Source organism: Alterotamlana spongicola (assembly GCF_035818475.1).
GTDB lineage: Bacteria > Bacteroidota > Bacteroidia > Flavobacteriales > Flavobacteriaceae > Cognatitamlana.
The window spans coordinates 16,351-33,568 of record NZ_JAYMGV010000002.1; the positions used below are offsets into that span (position 1 = coordinate 16,351).

Below are 17,218 nucleotides of genomic sequence, written 5' to 3' on the forward strand. Positions count from 1 at the left end.
TTAAATATCTTTAGTGTTCACCCAAATGTTCACCCCATTACCTAGACTTAATAACTATATTTAGGCTTTATTAAAGAAATTTAAATAGTGTAAACATATGAAATCTAACAGAAGAGATTTTTTAAAAAAGTCATCAATGGCTGGTGCAGGTTTAGCATTAATTCCTAATTTTTTAAGTGCTAATTCCAGTTCTCCATCCATAGCTTTCGGTCGTACATATATGGGAGGTTTTGCAGCTCCTAAAATAGAAACTTTACGTTGTGCATTTATTGGTGTTGGAGCTAGAGGGGCTGGACATGCCGGACAAATTGCAACAATTGAAGGAACAGAAGTTGTAGCAATAAGTGATTTGTATGAAGATTTGGCAAAAAAATCAGCTGATAAATGTAAAGAAATAGGAAAAGGACAGCGTCATACTAACATTGCTACGTATTATGGGGGAGTAGATGACTGGAAAAAAATGCTAAATACGGTTAAACCAGATGTTGTTTTTATAAGTACACCATGGAAATTACATGCTCCAATGGCTATAGGGGCAATGAAAGCCGGTGCTCATGCATGTGTAGAAGTTCCTATTGCTGTTACCATTAAAGAAATGTGGGATATAGTGAAAACATCTGAAAAAACCCTGAAACATTGTATGATGATGGAAAACGTTAATTACGGACGTGAAGAGTTATTATACTTAAATATGTGTAGGAAAGGTGTTATTGGAGAGCTTCTTCATGGTGAGGCTGCGTACATTCATGAATTAAGAGGGCAAATGCATCAAGTAAAACGAGGAACAGGGTCTTGGAGAACTTATGAGTATGTTAGAGATGGAAACCTTTATCCAACACATGGATTAGGACCAGTTGCTCAATACATGAATTTGGCTCGTGGTGAAGACAATTTTGAACGCTTATCTTCTTTTTCTTCACCAGGGAAAGGGCGTAATTTATATGCTAAAGAAAAGTTTGAAAGTAGCCATAAATGGAACCAAATAAACTTTAAAGGAGGTGATATAAATACCTCAATTATAAAGACCACTTTAGGCAGGACTATTATGGTACAATGGGATGAAACTAGTCCCAGGCCTTATTCAAGACACAACTTAATTCAAGGTACAAAAGGAACCTTAACAGGTTTCCCAACAAGAATAGCATTAGATGGAGGTGTTGAAGGTGCTACAAAAGATCATCATCAATGGGCACAAGGAGACCAGTTGCAAGAAATATTTGAAAAATATGAACATCCGCTTTACAAACGTTTAGGAGAAGTTTCCAAAAAAATGGGAGGGCATGGTGGCATGGATTTCATGATGCTGTACCGTATTGTTGAATGCTTACGTAATGGACTTCCGTTAGATCAGAATGTTTATGAAGGTTGTTTTTGGAGTGCCGTAGGACCATTAAGTGAAGACTCTATAAAAGAACACGGTAATTCACAAAAGTTTCCTGATTTCACTAGAGGACAATGGAAAACAACAGCACCACTTGATATTATTTCTTAAGAATAATTATTGAATAATAGTTAGCAAAGGTTCTGAGAATATTATATATAGACTCTAACCTGTTATTTTAAACCATCAAAGAAGTTGGTTATAAGTTTTCTATTTTATCAATTTTTTGCTGTGCTTCATTCACCAATTCTGCCACCTTTTTTTCTGTCTTGAAAAGTTCAATTACCATAGTATCTATTACTTCTGAAATACTATTCCAATTAATTTTTCGTGGTAAAGTACGGGCATTATTATGAAGCATCTCTAGTTTATGATAATAAGGAACAATCTGGTTTACTTCGTTATCCATCCAAGTCGATTTTCTACATCCAATACCACCTTCAAGAGTAAGAAGCTTGTCATTTTTTGCATTGACTGCATATTTTATAAATTCGTAAGCTAATGCTTTATTTTTACTTCCCCTGGCAATCGTATAAAGCCAATATACATTTAAAGAAACCCCTTCTTCGTTTTTTCCGGCTGGTACATGGGTAATATCAACACATCCTTTTACTTTAGAACCCGGATATACTTCACACATCGATGCAAAACCAAACCAATTAACCATCATAGCTATTTCGCCAATGGCAAATGCCATACCAGATTTTACAGAATCAAAATCATTACATTCCGGATGCAGAGCACTGCTATCTTTTATAATATTTCTATAATACTCTAATCCTTCAATGGCCTCTGGAGAATTTATTTTTATATGCCCATTTTCATCCAATAAATTACCGCCTCTGGTCCATAATTGTAAACAAAAGTCGAATACTGTGTTGTGCCCGTCAGGATATAAAGCAAATGCAGACCCATATAAATTTTTCTCCGGGCGATTAAAAAAACGGGCTACCTCATGAAACTCTTCCCAAGTTGTTGGTGGCTTAAGAGGTTTATTGTATTTTACTTCAAAAGCTTTTTGCTCATTAGGGTCATTGAATAAATCCTTTCTATAAATTAAACATTCCGGACCGTCATGAAAAGGAAAACCTAAAATGGTATCTCCAAAATTTTGCATGCTTAAAAGCGAGTCAGACCAATCTTCAGGAAAATTGTCCGGAGCATCTGATTTGATATATGGAGCCAGGTTTTCTAAAGCATTTTTATGGTGGGCTTCTGTAATCCAATCTGTATTAATATGTGCCACATCCCAATCGCCTTTTACTAATCCTTTTTCTTTGCCTATAGTAGCATCAAATAATGGATGTAACTCCATTGGGACAGCTTCAAGTTCTTTAGTACAACCTGTTTCTTCACAAAAAGATTTCCATATTTTTTCTATGGCTGTTTCAAACGGACCAAATTTACGAACAGCTATTCTAAATTTATCAGACATTTGCTTATAATTTTAATTCTGTTACTATTGCATTTGTATGTTCTCCCAGAATAGGAGTCCCTTTAGGTGATTTTAAAATTTCTCCATCAATTCTAATAGGGCAACGGGTTGTTTTAAAACGAAATCCATTACTCATCTGTACCTCTTGCTCCATTTCCAATACTTTATAGCCTTCACTTTTTAGCAATGTCTTCCAGTCCATAACATCAGCACACCAGATATCGGCAGGCTCCAAAACCGACAACCACTTCTCTGTTGTATTAGCTACCAAATGTGCTGCCAGTACCTCTTTTATTTCATCCCTTTGTTTGAACCATGAGCTTACCTGCTGATACTCCTTTAGTCTTTCACAACCCAACAATTCACCTAGTATAGGTATTTGTCCCATGGCCAAAGCTAAATGACCATTCTTTGTTTTATATATTCCATATGGTGCCCCAAGGTAGGCATGCGCATTGTTGCTCGCTGTTCTTTCTGTTGGTTGACCTCCGTCCATATAAAAAGTTGTGATGGTTTCAAATTGAAAATCGATAGCAGATTCCATCATACTTACTTCAACCTTAGCTCCTTTTTCACTCACTCCTTTACGCACTAAAGCTGCCAATAGCCCTTGTACCAGATGTGCTCCTGTTAGTATATCCACAATAGCTAATCCCATAGGTATAGGGCTATCATTTTTGTTTCCACTTAGCCAGGTTAATCCTGAAAGCGATTGTACTAATAAATCTTGCCCTGGTTTATCTTTCCAAGGGCCTTCTTTACCATAACCTGATATTTCCCCGTAAACAATTGAGGGATTTAACTTTGATATCGATTCATAATCAAGCCCCAACCGATCAATGACCCCAGGCCTAAAATTATGCATAACAATATCAGCAGACTCAATTAATTTCAAAACTCGGGCCTTATCATCCTCATTCTTTAAATCGGCCGCAAAACTTTCTTTATTGCGATTTATAGCGTGAAAAACGGTTGATTCTCCATTCATTTTTACATTTGACACATAAAGTGAACGGCAGATATCTCCAACAACAGGGCGCTCCACTTTAATGACTCGAGCTCCCAAGTCAGCCAGTTTTAAACTTGCTGAGGGGCCTGATAAAAATTGACTCAGGTCAACCACCAATATGCCTTCAAGTGGGTTCATGAATTATCTTTTTTGAAATAAACTCGGATCTCTATACTTTACAGTTTGCAAATGTTCACAGTAGAGCACCAATTCGCCGGGATGCTTATAAACTTCATAGCTTACTGTTATCAAGCCCATCTTATCATATTTAGGCGATTTGTTTAATTGTGTACGAACGGTATAAATGGTATCTCCAATAAATACAGGTTTTATAAATCGTAGTTTATTGTATCCGTAACTAAAGGTATGTATGTTATTGTGTGCCATCAACCCTAATCCTATGCTAAATACCATGGCACCGGCTACCAACCTTTTTCCAAACAAGCCTTCTTCTTTAGCAAAAATTTCATCAGCTACATAAGGGTGCATATCCATTACAAGGCCATTGAACATCATAGCTTCACCTTCAGAAATGGTTCTACTGATAGACCTGGCTTTAAGTCCTATTTCAAAATCTTCATACAACCAATCTTCTGTATTAAAAAGTTTGATTTTTTTATGTTCTTCTAGTGGTGTGTTTTCTGGCATAATTTCAACTTTTATTGATTAGATATTATGATGATATCTTCTTTTCGTGATGAAGGAGTAACTTGTAGCTTTTCAATTTTTCCATTTACCACTTTGGCTTCAATAATGGTATTATAAGGTGCATGTAACTTAAAATCAGCGTTCCATTCTTTCGGCCACGCGGGCAATAAATAGATCTTTTTGGAGTAAGGATCAATTTGCATCAACATAGATTGGAAGGCTTTCATCAAGATACCTCCATGATCCTGATCCGGCGTCCAGTCATAATTAGGCCCCCAGAAAGCAGGAAAACGAGAATTTTTATCATAATTACTGGAACGTTCCACTAGGTTTGCTTTTGCTTGTTCTGTTAACCCTAAATAGGTCATAAAAATGTCGTCTTGCCTCCAGCCAGAAGCTCCTTTATCCCAACGGTGTTGCAAGGCATTTTTTCCATATTCTATATTAGGGTTTCCAACTCCAAATAGCCTAAAAGGGAACACAGCATATAGTTCAGGGTTTTCAATGTTACGTTTTTGCTCAAAGCGTTCGGCTGGAGCTAATGCCATACCTGTAGGGGTTTCGCGAAGAGGGATTTCAGGTAATTTTGATTTGATTGCTTTCCAAAACTTTTTATCTGTAGCACTTGTTAAGTTTTCAGGTAATAGAGATAATCTTTCAGTAATACTATATAAAGCGGCAAGCTCTGGCATAGGGTTGGTAGTATCCCACCAGGTTTCGGCTGCTTGAGAAGGGTACATGACTAACTTTCTATTTTCATTGGTTTTATAATAGTTATCAAAAAACAGTATTATTTGATTGGCTAAAGGAATTATCTTCTGTTGGAGAAATTCTGTATCCAATGTATGATCATAATAATCAAGCATCATGAAAACCAGTTCCGGGCCCGATACCCATTCCCATTTATGATATCTGCTGTCCTGAAGTTTATCTTCTCTTTCTTCCCATGGTAATGGGCCATAATCAAATGCAAATTGTCCGCCCCAGAAGTACATACATTCTGGGAAATATGCCCCTTCAAAGCCAAAGTTCTTTTTTGTTTTTTGTTTCATAATCTTGAAGATGTCCTCCCCATACATTTTGAACAGTGGTTGTAAAAGTTCATAATCACCGGTTGTACACATACTCAAATATGGTAATCTTGTATTCTGCCACCAATAACCCGGCCCCCACCTTCGGTAGTCAGCATCTCCAGAAGGGATAGCATCTGGTGGTGGTACTGTAAATATTGAGCCATTAAACTTTATTGGAAATGCACCTCTTCCTCCACATGCATCTATAAACCGCTGTAATGTATAAGCTCTAGACACGATAAATGCATCATCATCATTATTATTATTATTAATACTATCAACTTGATTTGTTGATGCATTGATCCAGCTTCTATTCCAAAATTCTTTCCACCATTGTTCATGTAATTTTCTCCTTTTACTCAAAGGATTTTCTCCAATTTTCTTAGCTAAGGTTTCAATTTCTTTAATCCACTCATCTGGTTGCGAAGGGTGTTTGGTAAGGACTGTGACAGCTAGTTGGCCTTTATTGTTTTTACTGGTTTCAATTGAATTACCTTTCGTATTAACCAAATTAGCACCACTTAATAATGCGCCGAATGTTCTGTGCAATATTGGGTCAGAATTGTAAAACTCATTAATACCTTGTAGTTTATTTACTTCGTGAAAACCGTGTGATTTTTTATTATGATGATACCATACTAGAGTGTTATCAGGTCTTTTTTCAATTACATCGGGTTCAACAATTACCGTTTCTTTCATTTTAAAAATGTCGGTATGACTCTGCATAAGGTCACTAAAAGCTGCATCTTTTAATTCAAAAGCTTCAGTTCTCCATAGCTCAACATTAGCGTTCATTTTTACAGGAACGGAGCTATTGTAATTTAAATGAACTATTGGGTTATTGGCATCAACCCATAACTCAAGGTTGATGTCTATTATCTGTCCCTTAACAGTACCCTTTGAATTTATTAATAGGGTCCCGGTATCTAAATCAAGTTCTTGTTTGAATTCGGCATCCGAAAAAATAAGAGATGGTTCTGTCTTTACTCTAACCTTACCTACTTTCAATAATCGACCATTATCTCCCCAAGTATCTGTTTTGCCAATATAAAAACAGATATCACCGTTTTGTTCTACCCAAACATTAAGTCCAATATCTCCATTACCTATTGGCATGGAGCCATTATGGTCTTTACTGGGGGAGTCCCAAATAATATTGTATTTGTCAGTTACACTGGTGTTAGTTGCTAAATCATGCTTTTTAGCACAATTTATCAATATAAAGCAAAAAAGTAAATGTCTAATTATCATTGTTATTTATTTTAGTGTATTCTCAAAAAGTTATAAGTTAAATTCTCTGATAATACGTTCTGTATCTTCTCCCACTTTAGGCGCTGCTTTTTTACTGTAGTAACGCTCTTCATCAATTCTTATAGGGCATCGTGTGGTACAGATTTTTTCACCATCTCTGGTATATACATCCTGATCCATTTTCAGGGTTTTATAGCCTTCATGTTCTAAAATATCTTTATAAGAAAAAACATTAGCACACCATATATCTTCTGCCTCCAAAAGAAGCAACCATTCTTGAGTTGTTTTTGTTTCAAATTTTTCCTGAAGTATGGCCATTATATCATTACGCTTTTTAAACCCGTTTTCTTCAGATCTGTACTTTTCGGGTAATTCAATTCCTAAAAGTCCTGTTAGTTTTAGCAACGGAACCATGGCTATGGAAATGTAATGGTCTTTGGTTTTATAAACTCCGTACGGTGCGCTTAAATACGCATGTGCTGCGCCTTTTTCAGCACGCTCAGGTGCTTTTCTGCCATCGTTAAAATGGGTGGTCAGTACTTCAAATTGGAAATCCAGAGTAGACTCCAATAAACTTACTTCTACTAGTCCTCCTTTTTGCATTTTATTTTTGCGTACCAATACAGCTAAAATACCCTGTGCTAGATGGGTTCCTGTTAATATATCGGTTGCGGCTAATCCCATAGGAACCGGACCGTCATTATTATTCCCTGAAAGATATGTTAATCCCGACAGGGATTGAATAAGAAGATCTTGTCCGGGTTTTTTAACCCAAGGCCCCTGGTTACCATATCCTGTTACAACACCATAAACAATTTTTGGGTTTATTGTGCTCACCGTATCATAGTCCAGACCTATTTTTTCCATAACTCCAGGTCTGAAATTATGGGTCATCACATCAGCAATTGCCAATAAATCTTTGATCCTTTCCATGTCATCAGCATCTTTAAGATTGGCTGTATACGACTCTTTATTTCTATTAATAGTATGAAATACCAAACTATCTTTGTCTATAAATAGGTTTTTAATAGCTATTTGTCTGCATCCTTCTCCTGTAACCGGACGCTCGATCTTAATCACTCTTGCTCCCAAATCTGCTAATCGCAATCCAGCTGAGGGGCCAGCGAGATACTGACAAAACTCTAAAACTAAAATGCCTTCTAATGGTTTCATTTCTCGCCTTTAGATTCTAAATATATTTTATTAATTGAAGATAAAACATCGGAAGGATGTCCTCCGTTCATCAAATAATCACGAATAACATCACCAGCGTTATCTTGAAAATGCATATACCCATTATATCGGGGTCTTAAAAATGCATTATCCAAAGTTTTAAGCGTCGATTTAAAAAAGTTAGCGCTTTGAGCATTTACATTCTCATCTTCCCATGCCTTTTTATGTCCGGGCTGCCCACCATTTTCAAAAAACAAAGTGCTTTGACTACCGGGGTTTGCTACTAACATGGCATATTCTGATGCGATCTCTTTATATTTACTTTTTGTTGATATAGCTAAACCTGTGCCTCCTAAAGTACTGCGGTATATTTCATTCTTGTCATCATTTATAAGGTTATGATAATGTAATAGCTTTGAAGTATATCCTTTTCTGGAATAGTTGGAATATCCGTAAGCCCACGGACAATATGCCAGATCGTCTCTGGTGGTCATGGCTTCACATACCTGTATAGGGCTCCAATAAAAAAACTCAGGGTTTAATCGATCCGCTAATTCTTTTAACATATCCAATGCCCTTTTTCCCACATCCTCATTTACCACTTGATCTGGAGATTGGAAAGGAGTTTCTCCTGACACACCACAAAACATATAGAAATTCATTAGAGTGTCAATAGGAATACCCGGCATCGTTACCACTCCTTTTGAGGCTAAATGCAATAATTCGTTAAAAGTTTTTGGTAATGACAGGTTCATACGTTCCATTAAGTCGGGACGACTAGACGCTACTGGTGTTGCAGCATCAATGGGTAATGCAAATTGATCTCCTCCAAAATTATAACTTTCATAAGACCTCCCCACAGAATTATTTTTTTGGTCCTCTAAAAAAGATTCCGGTAAATAGTCATTTAACGGCAAAATAATTTTGGTATCAGCAGCATATCCAGCCCAGGGGTGATCTATAACTAATAAATCGTAATTAAGGGCCAATTGATCAATATGCTCATCCGCAAAGCCTTGAAGTGATCTTTTATCCCATTCTATCTCTACATTTGGGTGTATTTCTGAAAACCGTTGTGCAGTGGCTACCATAGGGCAATACCCCCTGCTGTGATCCCATGTTATTCCTTTTAATTTAATTACTTTATTAGCCATATATTTTCTAATTCTCTACCATGCCTCCATAGGTAATTACCACAAAGGAAATTACCAATATCAATAAACCCAACACTAAAGTAGTGTAGGTGGATTTACCTACTTCTTTCCATTCTTTCATCAGCACACCTACTAAATAGCTGAAAAATATTAGCATCGACATATGTACTGCCCAACTCACAAATTTGAATTTTCCCATATTTATATGTCCCAAGCCATAAAAGAAAAACTGAAAATACCATAAGCCTCCAGTTAGTATCGATAAAAACAAATTTCGAAACCAGATACTCACTCCTAAAGTTTTTATGGCTACCAATTCCCCAATTGTTTTTTGACGGATACTTGCAACTGTAAACCAAACAAAATTAGTAATGAATGCACCTAATGTAGATAGGAGTAAATTGGCATTGCCTTCAAAATGTCCGGCTCCATATTTTCCGGCTATTTCTGCCACCGGAGCTCCAAGTTCTAATGAAATACCAAAAATAGAAGAGAACACACCTGCAAAAACTGCAAGCATCAATCCCTTTTTTAGATTGAAGGAACCTAGGTTGCCTGCTTTAGCTAGCTTTAAGTCATTATCTTTTTTATATCCTGCACATCCGCATATTGCTACTCCAAATAAAGCGAGTAACAACCCAAACAGAACTACTAAACCTCCTGACTTTGTAAACTGCTCCATCAGTGTACCGTGAATTATTAACGGCACAATAGTACCCAACACTGCCGATAAGCCAATAGCAATAGTATACGTTAGTGAAAAACCAATATATTTAATAGCATAGCCAAAGGCCATACCTCCAAATCCATATACTGCACCCAATACTATAGTATTAATTATAACCGAATTTGAAGCTTCTTCATAAACACCCCACAGATTGGGAATGGTTAAATAGCCTACAATTAACGGAAATACTAACCAGGCAAATGACGCCTGAACTAGCCAATAACTGTTCCAAGACCATTTTTTTACTTTCTCAAAAGGTAAGTAGCATGTTGAGGCAGAAACCCCACCAATTGCATGTAATAGAGTTCCAAGTATCGGATTAGAAGCCATAAAACAAATATTGTTTTATTCAAATATAAATATATTATTTATATAAAAATAAAAATATTGTGTTTAGTTTAAAGTTTTTTATTGTTATTTTACTCTTTAAATATCAATTTATAAGATTTATTTATGCCTAAATATCAATCTCCTGCATTAGATAAAGGACTTGATATCCTTGAATATCTTTCTTTAAACGAAGCTCCCCAGTCTCAAACAGAGATAGCCACTGGTATCAATAAAATGCCTAATCAGATATATAGAATGCTTGTGTGTTTAGAAGATCGGGGGTATATAGATAAGGATGTAGTTTCAGGTAAGTTTAGTTTATCGTTAAAGTTATATTACCTTTCTCATTGTCATTCGCCTATTAATGCTATTCGTAAAGCTGCATTTTATCCTATGCAGGAACTATCGGAGTTTTCAGGGCAATCGTGTCATTTGTCCATTTTATACAAACATAGTGTTTTGGTTATTGCTCAAAGTTTAAGCTCTGGTCCAATATCACTTTCTGTAGAAGAAGGGGGCAGGTTTTCTCTATGTGGTACTACTTCGGGAAGATTAATCCTCTCTCAGTTTCCCCAGGATGAAAGACTGATATTATTGAACAAAACAGAAGATTTTGTTAAAATGCCTGAACCAAAGCAGCAAGAACTACTTTTGGATATAGTAAAAATTTCTGAAGATGGTTACAACATCCGTTCAAGTGAAACCACAAGAGGAGTGTATGATATAGCAATACCATTTAACATTCCGGAAATTAATATTACAGGTACATTAGCTATTAGTGTGCTTTCCGGAGAAAGTCAAAAAAGTATAAGTAATGAAAAGGTTCTAACTAAAATGAAGTCTACTGTTATTGATATCTATAAAAAAATAGGTGTAAATAAGTGATATAACTTTAAGAAAATGATTTTAAGACATTAACCAGCTAACTTTTAATACCTTAGTTTGGATATCTAATATAGAAACTTCATATAACATAATAAATATGGAATATGAAATAAAGATATTCTATTTCCCGTTTAATGTAACAAAGCCACCATCAATAGGGAAATTGGAGCCAGTAATAAAACCAGCCGCATCAGAACAAAGGAATAAAACCAGGTCTGCAATTTCCTGTGTTGTTCCCATTCTGCCAATAGGTTGTGTCTTTGATAACTTTTCAAACATTTCTTTTTCTCTGCCAGGGTAATTTTTATTGATGAACCCATCAACAAAAGGCGTATGCACCCTACCGGGAGCAATACAGTTACATCTGATGCCATCCGCTATATAATCTTTAGCAATAGAGTAGGTCATAGTAAGTACGGCACCTTTACTCATGGAATAAGCAAAACGATCGTTTATTCCAACAGAAGATGCAATTGACGCTAAGTTTAAAATAACGCCTCCTCCTTTTTTTAAAGAAGGGATAGAAGCTTTAATACAATTATAAACTCCTTTTATATTTACATTATATAAACGATCTAAATCAGCTTCTTCCACAGCTTCCACATTACCAACGTGTGCAATACCGGCATTGTTGATCAAAATATCAATGTCTTCAGTTTTAGTAATGTGGTGAATGATCTCATAAACATTTTTTTGATTGGAAACATCACATTTATGGGCAACGGCGTTTTCTCCTGCACTTTTTATTTCTGATACAGTTTCCTGGGCTGCATCAATGTTATAATCCATAATATGTACTTTAGCCCCTTGTTGAGCAAAGGTTAAAGAGATGGCTTTACCAATACCACTACCACCACCGGTAATAATGGCTACTTTATTTTTTAAACTGAATTTTGTCATTACTTATGTTTTTTTAACTAAAATACTATACATAAATACGTTACAACCGTAATATTAGATAGAACAATATTACGAGTAAATTCTTAGTATATCTTATCAATATTTAACATAATGCGATACTATTATTGCTTTATGAAGGTATTAATATATTATTTACTTATTTGTTACGTTTATTAACCTCAATAGAAATAAAATCCGGCAAATAATTTGGCGTACATCCTTTGGCAACAATATGATCTTTGTAAAGGCCAAATTTTTCACCTAGAGCGATACACCGGACCCGGTATCTTTCATCAAAAATACCAATCCAGGCAGCTGTAAAATTCATGGCCCACTGTACTTCCGGTTTTTCTTTAGTTAAGTTCTTTTCTATAGAAGAAAGTAAATTTTCCGTATTATCAGGGGGTGTTTGTCCGGTCCACCTCAATCTTGCCTGATAATACCAAAATATGCGTCTTTGAATGGTTGATGGACTGTGTTCCCAAGTTTTTATTAAAGCTATTGTTTTTTTATCCTTGGTAAGTTGGTTGGTCATTAGCCAATCGGTAAGTTGATTGCGTTCTTCTAATTGGTGTTGTTGTATGTCTCTGTCAAGTTGATCAATAAATTCCTGGGAAAGCAGTTTTTTATTCATAATCAGAATGGCAAACAGCCTAGGGAAGAATGCCTCTGTATTCCAAAGCTCTATAGCTAATTCATGGTTCATTTTAATGTCTTTAGCTTTTTTTCTTAAATCCCCAAGCTTAGTTTCTTTTGTACTAATCTGGGAGTAGATGTCTTGTGCTTTGGCTTTTAAATTCATATGCGAGAGGTTTTCTATTAAATACTGTATAATATCACCTGAATAAGGGGTAATAGATGCTATTTGTTAAAACAACTGATAGTCAGGGTTGTATAAAGATATAGAAATCTCCTTATTCTATAGTATAAGCGCATTTGTGATTTCCAGATATCCATATACTTTAGCAGGATAAGAGCCTCTATGTTATTAAACGAAAGCCTATTCTTAATCCAGGATTCATTAGATGTCCAAGGCAAATACGTTATACTTAGTATTTAACGAGAAACTTCCTTATGGTAATTTAGTTTAAATTCTTTAGGAGACATATTATGCTTCTTTTTAAATGCCCTATTAAAGTTTGACAACGAATTAAACCCGGCTGCATAAGATATTTCGTTTATAGACATGTTGGTCTCCGTTAAAAATTTAGTAACAACACCTAGCCTGTAGTCTAAAAGATATCCCGTAAAACTCAATCCTGTTCTTTTTTTGAAATAATGACTAAAAGCCGACTCAGACATGTTTACAAGATTGGCTATCTGACTTAATTTGATATTCTTTTGATAATTATTTTTAACATAATTTAGAACTAATGAGATACGCCTGCTTTCTCGTTTTTGACTGTAATTAGCACTAGGAGGGCTACTGAGTACTTTGGTGTCTTTTGATATAGATAAGATGTGGAGTATTTCCAGGAAAGTCAAAAAGGACTTAAAGTTATCATTATTATCAATGGACAATATTTTGTCAATAACCTCTGCTTTGGTAGGGTTTGAAAACGTAATGCCGCGTTTAGATAATTCCAAAAGTTTTTTAATGTCTTTGGAAACATTATAGCTCATTATTTTTGAGTGCAGGAAATGTTCTTGAAACTGAATGGTTATCACACCGGCATTACTAATAGCCTTATCAGATTTCCAGGCATGTTTTAATTCAGGACCCAAAAGCGTTAAATCGTTTCCTTCAAGTTTTTCAACCGAATCACCTACAGTTCTGCGACCTTTAAAATTTGTAACCAAATTCAATTCATATTCATTGTGAAAATGCAAAGGATAGTCAAACAACGCGTTTTCGTGTATTAAAATCACAAACGGGTCATCAGATTTTATGGGCGTAATCTCTTTAATTGATTTCATAGGGATAACCTTTCTTTAATCAAAACATATTGACTATTAAAAGGAGAGCAAATTTAATAATTAAAAATTATTTTACTTTATTTTAATAAAATGATAATATAATTGAACAGAAAATAGCAACAATCAACTGATAATTCAAAAAACGCATAGTATTAAACATAATTTTGTCATTTTGCACCCTGATACTTCTATAATTTTGAACCATAATTAACTCTTAAAACTAAACTAGATGAATAAAAAAAATCGAATATGGCTGTTCTCTGCTATATTGACCGTTTTATGTTTTGGCTTTGTAAATGCCCAAATAACTATAAACGGAGTTGTTACAGATCCAGGTGGCCAACCACTACCAGGAGCAACAATAGTAGAACAAGGGACCAATAATGGAGCAATTACAGATTTTGATGGTGCTTTTGAACTTTCTATTGCCAATAGAGAAACTATTATAGCGGTTTCATATATAGGATTTATAAAAAAGGAAATTCAAGTGAAGGGGCAAACCACATTTAATATTGTTTTAGAAGAAGATGTGGCTCAACTAAATGAAGTAGTTGTAGTGGGGTATGGAGCCGTTAAGAAGAGTGATCTTACCGGTTCGGTTTCTTCAGTTAAGATGGATAAACTCCCTGCCAGAGCTACAAATTCTATTGATGGTTTACTACAAGGTCAGGTAGCAGGGGTGCAAGTGGTTTCACCATCTGACGACCCCGGAGCAGGTTCAGTAGTCAGAATTAGAGGAGGGAGTTCACTTCGTGGAGGGAATGACCCTTTAGTTGTAGTAGATGGTTTTCCAATTGGAAATGCCGGTGATTTAAAACAAATTTCACCACAGGATATAGCATCTATGGAAGTTCTAAAAGATGCTTCAGCTTCAGCTATTTATGGTTCTCGAGGTGCAAATGGTGTTATTATGATAACTACTAAAAAGGGAGCAAAGAATACTACCGAAGTAACGGTTTCTCAACAAAATACCTTTTCCAGTTTTACTTCAGAATTAAATTTATGGAGAGATCCGGCTTTAATGGCAGAGTTAAACAATGAAGGACGAATCAATGGGGGCTTTGTTCCTATATATATAGGAGCAGAGGATGTAAATGGTGTGTATTATCCTTCAGTACAAGAGCTAAAAGACGGAACATGGCCTTATTTTACACAGTGGGATGACGTTGTATTTAGAAACCCAGTTTCTAACAATACCAATTTAGCTATTAGAAGTCAAACGGATAAAACCCAATTTAGTTTAAGTACTACATATTACACCAATGAAGGCATATATATTAATGATGATTACGAAAAACTAAATATTAATTTAAACGTAATCCACAAAATATTTAATGATAAAGCTAAAGTTGGTGGTAATGTTATTTATTCAAAAGGAAAAAGAAATAATAATGGAGGTTTAGCCTATTGGCGTAATCCAATCTTCCCGGTTTATGATGACAACAATGACTATTTTTTAATAGGCAATAACGATTTTTCACACCCTATAGCATTAACAAACCATAGAACTAGTAAAAATGAGTTTAAAGATTTTATAGGTTCAGCATTTATAGATGTACAGTTTTTGCCTTCGTTGAATCTAAGAACGCAATTAAACCATAAATTCGGACATTCTATTACAGATTATTATAACCCTAAAGTATACACCCTGGATGGAACATTTAACAATGGGGCTGGGGGTATTAGTAATTGGGAAAATAACGAAACTGTTGTAGAAACTTACCTGACATTTAATAAAACATTTAATGAAAAGCATCAACTCAGTGCTATGGGAGGTGTTTCATACCAATATTATACCAGTCGTACATCAGATCTAAAGGCTTTTGATTTCTTCAATGAATCTTTAGGAAATGAATATCTGGCTGCAGGAAATCCGGATCAGCAATCTGTAGCAAACAGTCTTACAGAAACTGTGATGTACTCATATTTAGGGCGTTTAAACTATACGTATAACGATAAGTATTTGGCAACATTTACAATGCGTTCTGATGGATCTTCAAAATTTGGATCTAATAACCGATGGGCAACATTCCCATCAGGAGCAGTAGGATGGAAAATGCATAAGGAAGATTTTATCAGTGACTTGAATATTTTTAATGAGCTAAAATTACGCGGATCTTATGGTATTTCAGGTAATCAGGGCATTGCTCCATATCTAATAAACAGTAGGTACGGGCAAGATCGGTATTATGTAAACGGTGGTTGGCAAACCACAATAGGGCCTGGATTTGTAGTAGATAGGGATGCTCAAACTGGTAAAAAAACATGGGCAGGAATTCCTAATCCGGATTTAAAATGGGAAACAACCTCACAACTAAATATAGGAGCAGATTTTGCCTTTTTTGATCGTCGTTTAAAAGTTACTGTTGACTATTATGATAAGTACACAACAGATTTATTACGTGAGCGTTTACTTTCGCCTTCATCTTCTTATGACGAAATGTGGGTAAATGATGGAGAAATTCAAAACAAAGGCGTTGAGTTAACTATAGATGGTATTATTCTAAATAAAGAAAATTGGGATTTTAGTGGTTCGTTGATTTTTTCAAAAAATAAAAACGAAGTAGTAAGCCTTGGAAACGAGATCTCTTCAGGTTTAAATACTGATGCGCTTACAGGAATGAAATATGAGTTTTCTGGTAGTGTGGTAGAAGCCTTTCGTGCCATACCTAATATTTTAGCAGTTGGGCAACCAATAAATGTGTTCTATGGGTATAGAGTAGATGGAATTATTCAATCTGAAGATGAAGGGTTAGCTGCAGGATTAACAGGAGCCTTGGCGCAACCGGGAGAGTTTAAATATTTAGATTTAAATGAAGACGGTGTTATAGATGAAAATGACCGTACAATAATTGGTGATCCCAATCCGGATTTTCTTGCCAGTTTAAATCTGCAAGCACGTTACAAACAATTTGATTTATCACTGTTTTTTAACGGAAGCTTTGGTCAGGATATTTTTGATACCAAAAGATTTAATGAGCCAAGTAATCAACCGTTGCGTTGGACACTGGATAACTTAACTAATAGCTATCCAAGTTTACGTGAAGGACGAAATTTGTTTATGTCTGATTGGTTTATACAGAAAGCAAGCTTTGTACGGTTACAAAACTTTTCATTAGGATATAGATTTGAAAACTTAAATAGCTCAAAAATCAAAAATGCTCGCGTTTTTGTAAATGGTACAAATCTATTTACAATAACAGACTTTGAGGGGTATGATCCTGAAGTAGGAAGTAATGGGATTTACTGGGGAGGTTATCCAAAGTTAAGAAACTGGACTTTGGGCCTGGAATTTACCTTTTAGGTTTAAAAAACATTGACAAAAACAAACGAAT

13 protein-coding genes are annotated in these 17,218 nt (G+C 35.4%); 3 read left to right on the forward strand and 10 right to left on the reverse strand.

Features of this window, described 5'->3' with window-relative positions:
* Positions 1-97: 97 nt before the first annotated feature.
* Complete coding sequence (locus tag VOI54_RS12545) at positions 98-1,492, forward strand: Gfo/Idh/MocA family protein (protein ID WP_326283177.1); 1,395 nt, start codon at positions 98-100, stop codon at positions 1,490-1,492.
* 88 nt (positions 1,493-1,580) lie between these two features.
* Here the strand turns inward: VOI54_RS12545 and VOI54_RS12550 are convergent, their stop codons facing one another.
* The 7 genes from VOI54_RS12550 to VOI54_RS12580 are packed head-to-tail and all read right to left on the reverse strand — an operon-like array spanning position 1,581 to position 10,181.
* Positions 1,581-2,816: an extracellular solute-binding protein gene (locus VOI54_RS12550; RefSeq protein ID WP_326283178.1), complete on the reverse strand. Its 1,236-nt coding sequence runs from the start codon at positions 2,814-2,816 to the stop codon at positions 1,581-1,583.
* A 4-nt stretch (positions 2,817-2,820) separates the two neighbouring features.
* Complete coding sequence (locus VOI54_RS12555) at positions 2,821-3,963, reverse strand: CaiB/BaiF CoA transferase family protein (protein WP_326283179.1); 1,143 nt, start codon at positions 3,961-3,963, stop codon at positions 2,821-2,823.
* A gap of 3 nt (positions 3,964-3,966) precedes the next feature.
* Positions 3,967-4,473, reverse strand: coding sequence for a MaoC family dehydratase (locus VOI54_RS12560; RefSeq protein ID WP_326283180.1), 507 nt, complete (start codon positions 4,471-4,473; stop codon positions 3,967-3,969).
* Between the two features lie 11 nt (positions 4,474-4,484).
* A complete protein-coding gene (locus VOI54_RS12565; RefSeq protein WP_326283181.1) occupies positions 4,485-6,797 on the reverse strand; it encodes a DUF5703 domain-containing protein in 2,313 nt (770 codons plus the stop codon).
* 30 nt (positions 6,798-6,827) lie between these two features.
* The gene (locus tag VOI54_RS12570; protein ID WP_326283182.1) at positions 6,828-7,970 is read right to left on the reverse strand and encodes a CaiB/BaiF CoA transferase family protein; all 1,143 of its coding nucleotides are present in this window, start codon (positions 7,968-7,970) and stop codon (positions 6,828-6,830) included.
* Positions 7,967-9,124, reverse strand: a complete 1,158-nt coding sequence (locus VOI54_RS12575) for an ABC transporter substrate-binding protein (protein WP_326283183.1) — start codon at positions 9,122-9,124, stop codon at positions 7,967-7,969. The genes VOI54_RS12570 and VOI54_RS12575 overlap by 4 nt, the downstream gene beginning before the upstream one ends.
* Before the next feature lie 7 nt (positions 9,125-9,131).
* Positions 9,132-10,181 (reverse strand): L-rhamnose/proton symporter RhaT, encoded by a 1,050-nt coding sequence (locus tag VOI54_RS12580; RefSeq protein WP_326283184.1) that lies wholly within the window; start codon positions 10,179-10,181, stop codon positions 9,132-9,134.
* Between the two features lie 123 nt (positions 10,182-10,304).
* On the opposite strand from VOI54_RS12580, the gene VOI54_RS12585 reads away from it, so the two are divergent.
* A complete protein-coding gene (locus VOI54_RS12585) occupies positions 10,305-11,066 on the forward strand; it encodes an IclR family transcriptional regulator (protein WP_326283185.1) in 762 nt (253 codons plus the stop codon).
* Between the two features lie 120 nt (positions 11,067-11,186).
* Here VOI54_RS12585 and VOI54_RS12590 read toward each other — a convergent pair whose 3' ends face one another.
* From VOI54_RS12590 to VOI54_RS12600, 3 genes are all read right to left on the reverse strand, one after another.
* Entirely contained in the window at positions 11,187-11,966 is a 780-nt protein-coding gene (locus VOI54_RS12590) for an SDR family NAD(P)-dependent oxidoreductase (RefSeq protein WP_326283186.1), read from the reverse strand.
* A gap of 157 nt (positions 11,967-12,123) precedes the next feature.
* Positions 12,124-12,768, reverse strand: coding sequence for a DNA alkylation repair protein (locus VOI54_RS12595; RefSeq protein ID WP_326283187.1), 645 nt, complete (start codon positions 12,766-12,768; stop codon positions 12,124-12,126).
* A gap of 254 nt (positions 12,769-13,022) precedes the next feature.
* On the reverse strand, positions 13,023-13,883 hold the full coding sequence (locus VOI54_RS12600; RefSeq protein ID WP_326283188.1) for an AraC family transcriptional regulator: 861 nt from the start codon (positions 13,881-13,883) through the stop codon (positions 13,023-13,025).
* 229 nt (positions 13,884-14,112) lie between these two features.
* On the opposite strand from VOI54_RS12600, the gene VOI54_RS12605 reads away from it, so the two are divergent.
* Positions 14,113-17,187: a SusC/RagA family TonB-linked outer membrane protein gene (locus VOI54_RS12605; RefSeq protein WP_326283189.1), complete on the forward strand. Its 3,075-nt coding sequence runs from the start codon at positions 14,113-14,115 to the stop codon at positions 17,185-17,187.
* Positions 17,188-17,218: the final 31 nt, after the last annotated feature.

Bases quoted from the DNA above. Each gene is read 5' to 3' on its own strand.
- VOI54_RS12545 (WP_326283177.1), top strand. From the start codon at position 98: ATGAAATCTAACAGAAGAGATTTTTTAAAAAAGTCATCAATGGCTGGT.
- VOI54_RS12550 (WP_326283178.1), bottom strand. From the start codon at position 2,816: ATGTCTGATAAATTTAGAATAGCTGTTCGTAAATTTGGTCCGTTTGAA.
- VOI54_RS12555 (WP_326283179.1), bottom strand. From the start codon at position 3,963: ATGAACCCACTTGAAGGCATATTGGTGGTTGACCTGAGTCAATTTTTA.
- VOI54_RS12560 (WP_326283180.1), bottom strand. From the start codon at position 4,473: ATGCCAGAAAACACACCACTAGAAGAACATAAAAAAATCAAACTTTTT.
- VOI54_RS12565 (WP_326283181.1), bottom strand. From the start codon at position 6,797: ATGATAATTAGACATTTACTTTTTTGCTTTATATTGATAAATTGTGCT.
- VOI54_RS12570 (WP_326283182.1), bottom strand. From the start codon at position 7,970: ATGAAACCATTAGAAGGCATTTTAGTTTTAGAGTTTTGTCAGTATCTC.
- VOI54_RS12575 (WP_326283183.1), bottom strand. From the start codon at position 9,124: ATGGCTAATAAAGTAATTAAATTAAAAGGAATAACATGGGATCACAGC.
- VOI54_RS12580 (WP_326283184.1), bottom strand. From the start codon at position 10,181: ATGGCTTCTAATCCGATACTTGGAACTCTATTACATGCAATTGGTGGG.
- VOI54_RS12585 (WP_326283185.1), top strand. From the start codon at position 10,305: ATGCCTAAATATCAATCTCCTGCATTAGATAAAGGACTTGATATCCTT.
- VOI54_RS12590 (WP_326283186.1), bottom strand. From the start codon at position 11,966: ATGACAAAATTCAGTTTAAAAAATAAAGTAGCCATTATTACCGGTGGT.
- VOI54_RS12595 (WP_326283187.1), bottom strand. From the start codon at position 12,768: ATGAATTTAAAAGCCAAAGCACAAGACATCTACTCCCAGATTAGTACA.
- VOI54_RS12600 (WP_326283188.1), bottom strand. From the start codon at position 13,883: ATGAAATCAATTAAAGAGATTACGCCCATAAAATCTGATGACCCGTTT.
- VOI54_RS12605 (WP_326283189.1), top strand. From the start codon at position 14,113: ATGAATAAAAAAAATCGAATATGGCTGTTCTCTGCTATATTGACCGTT.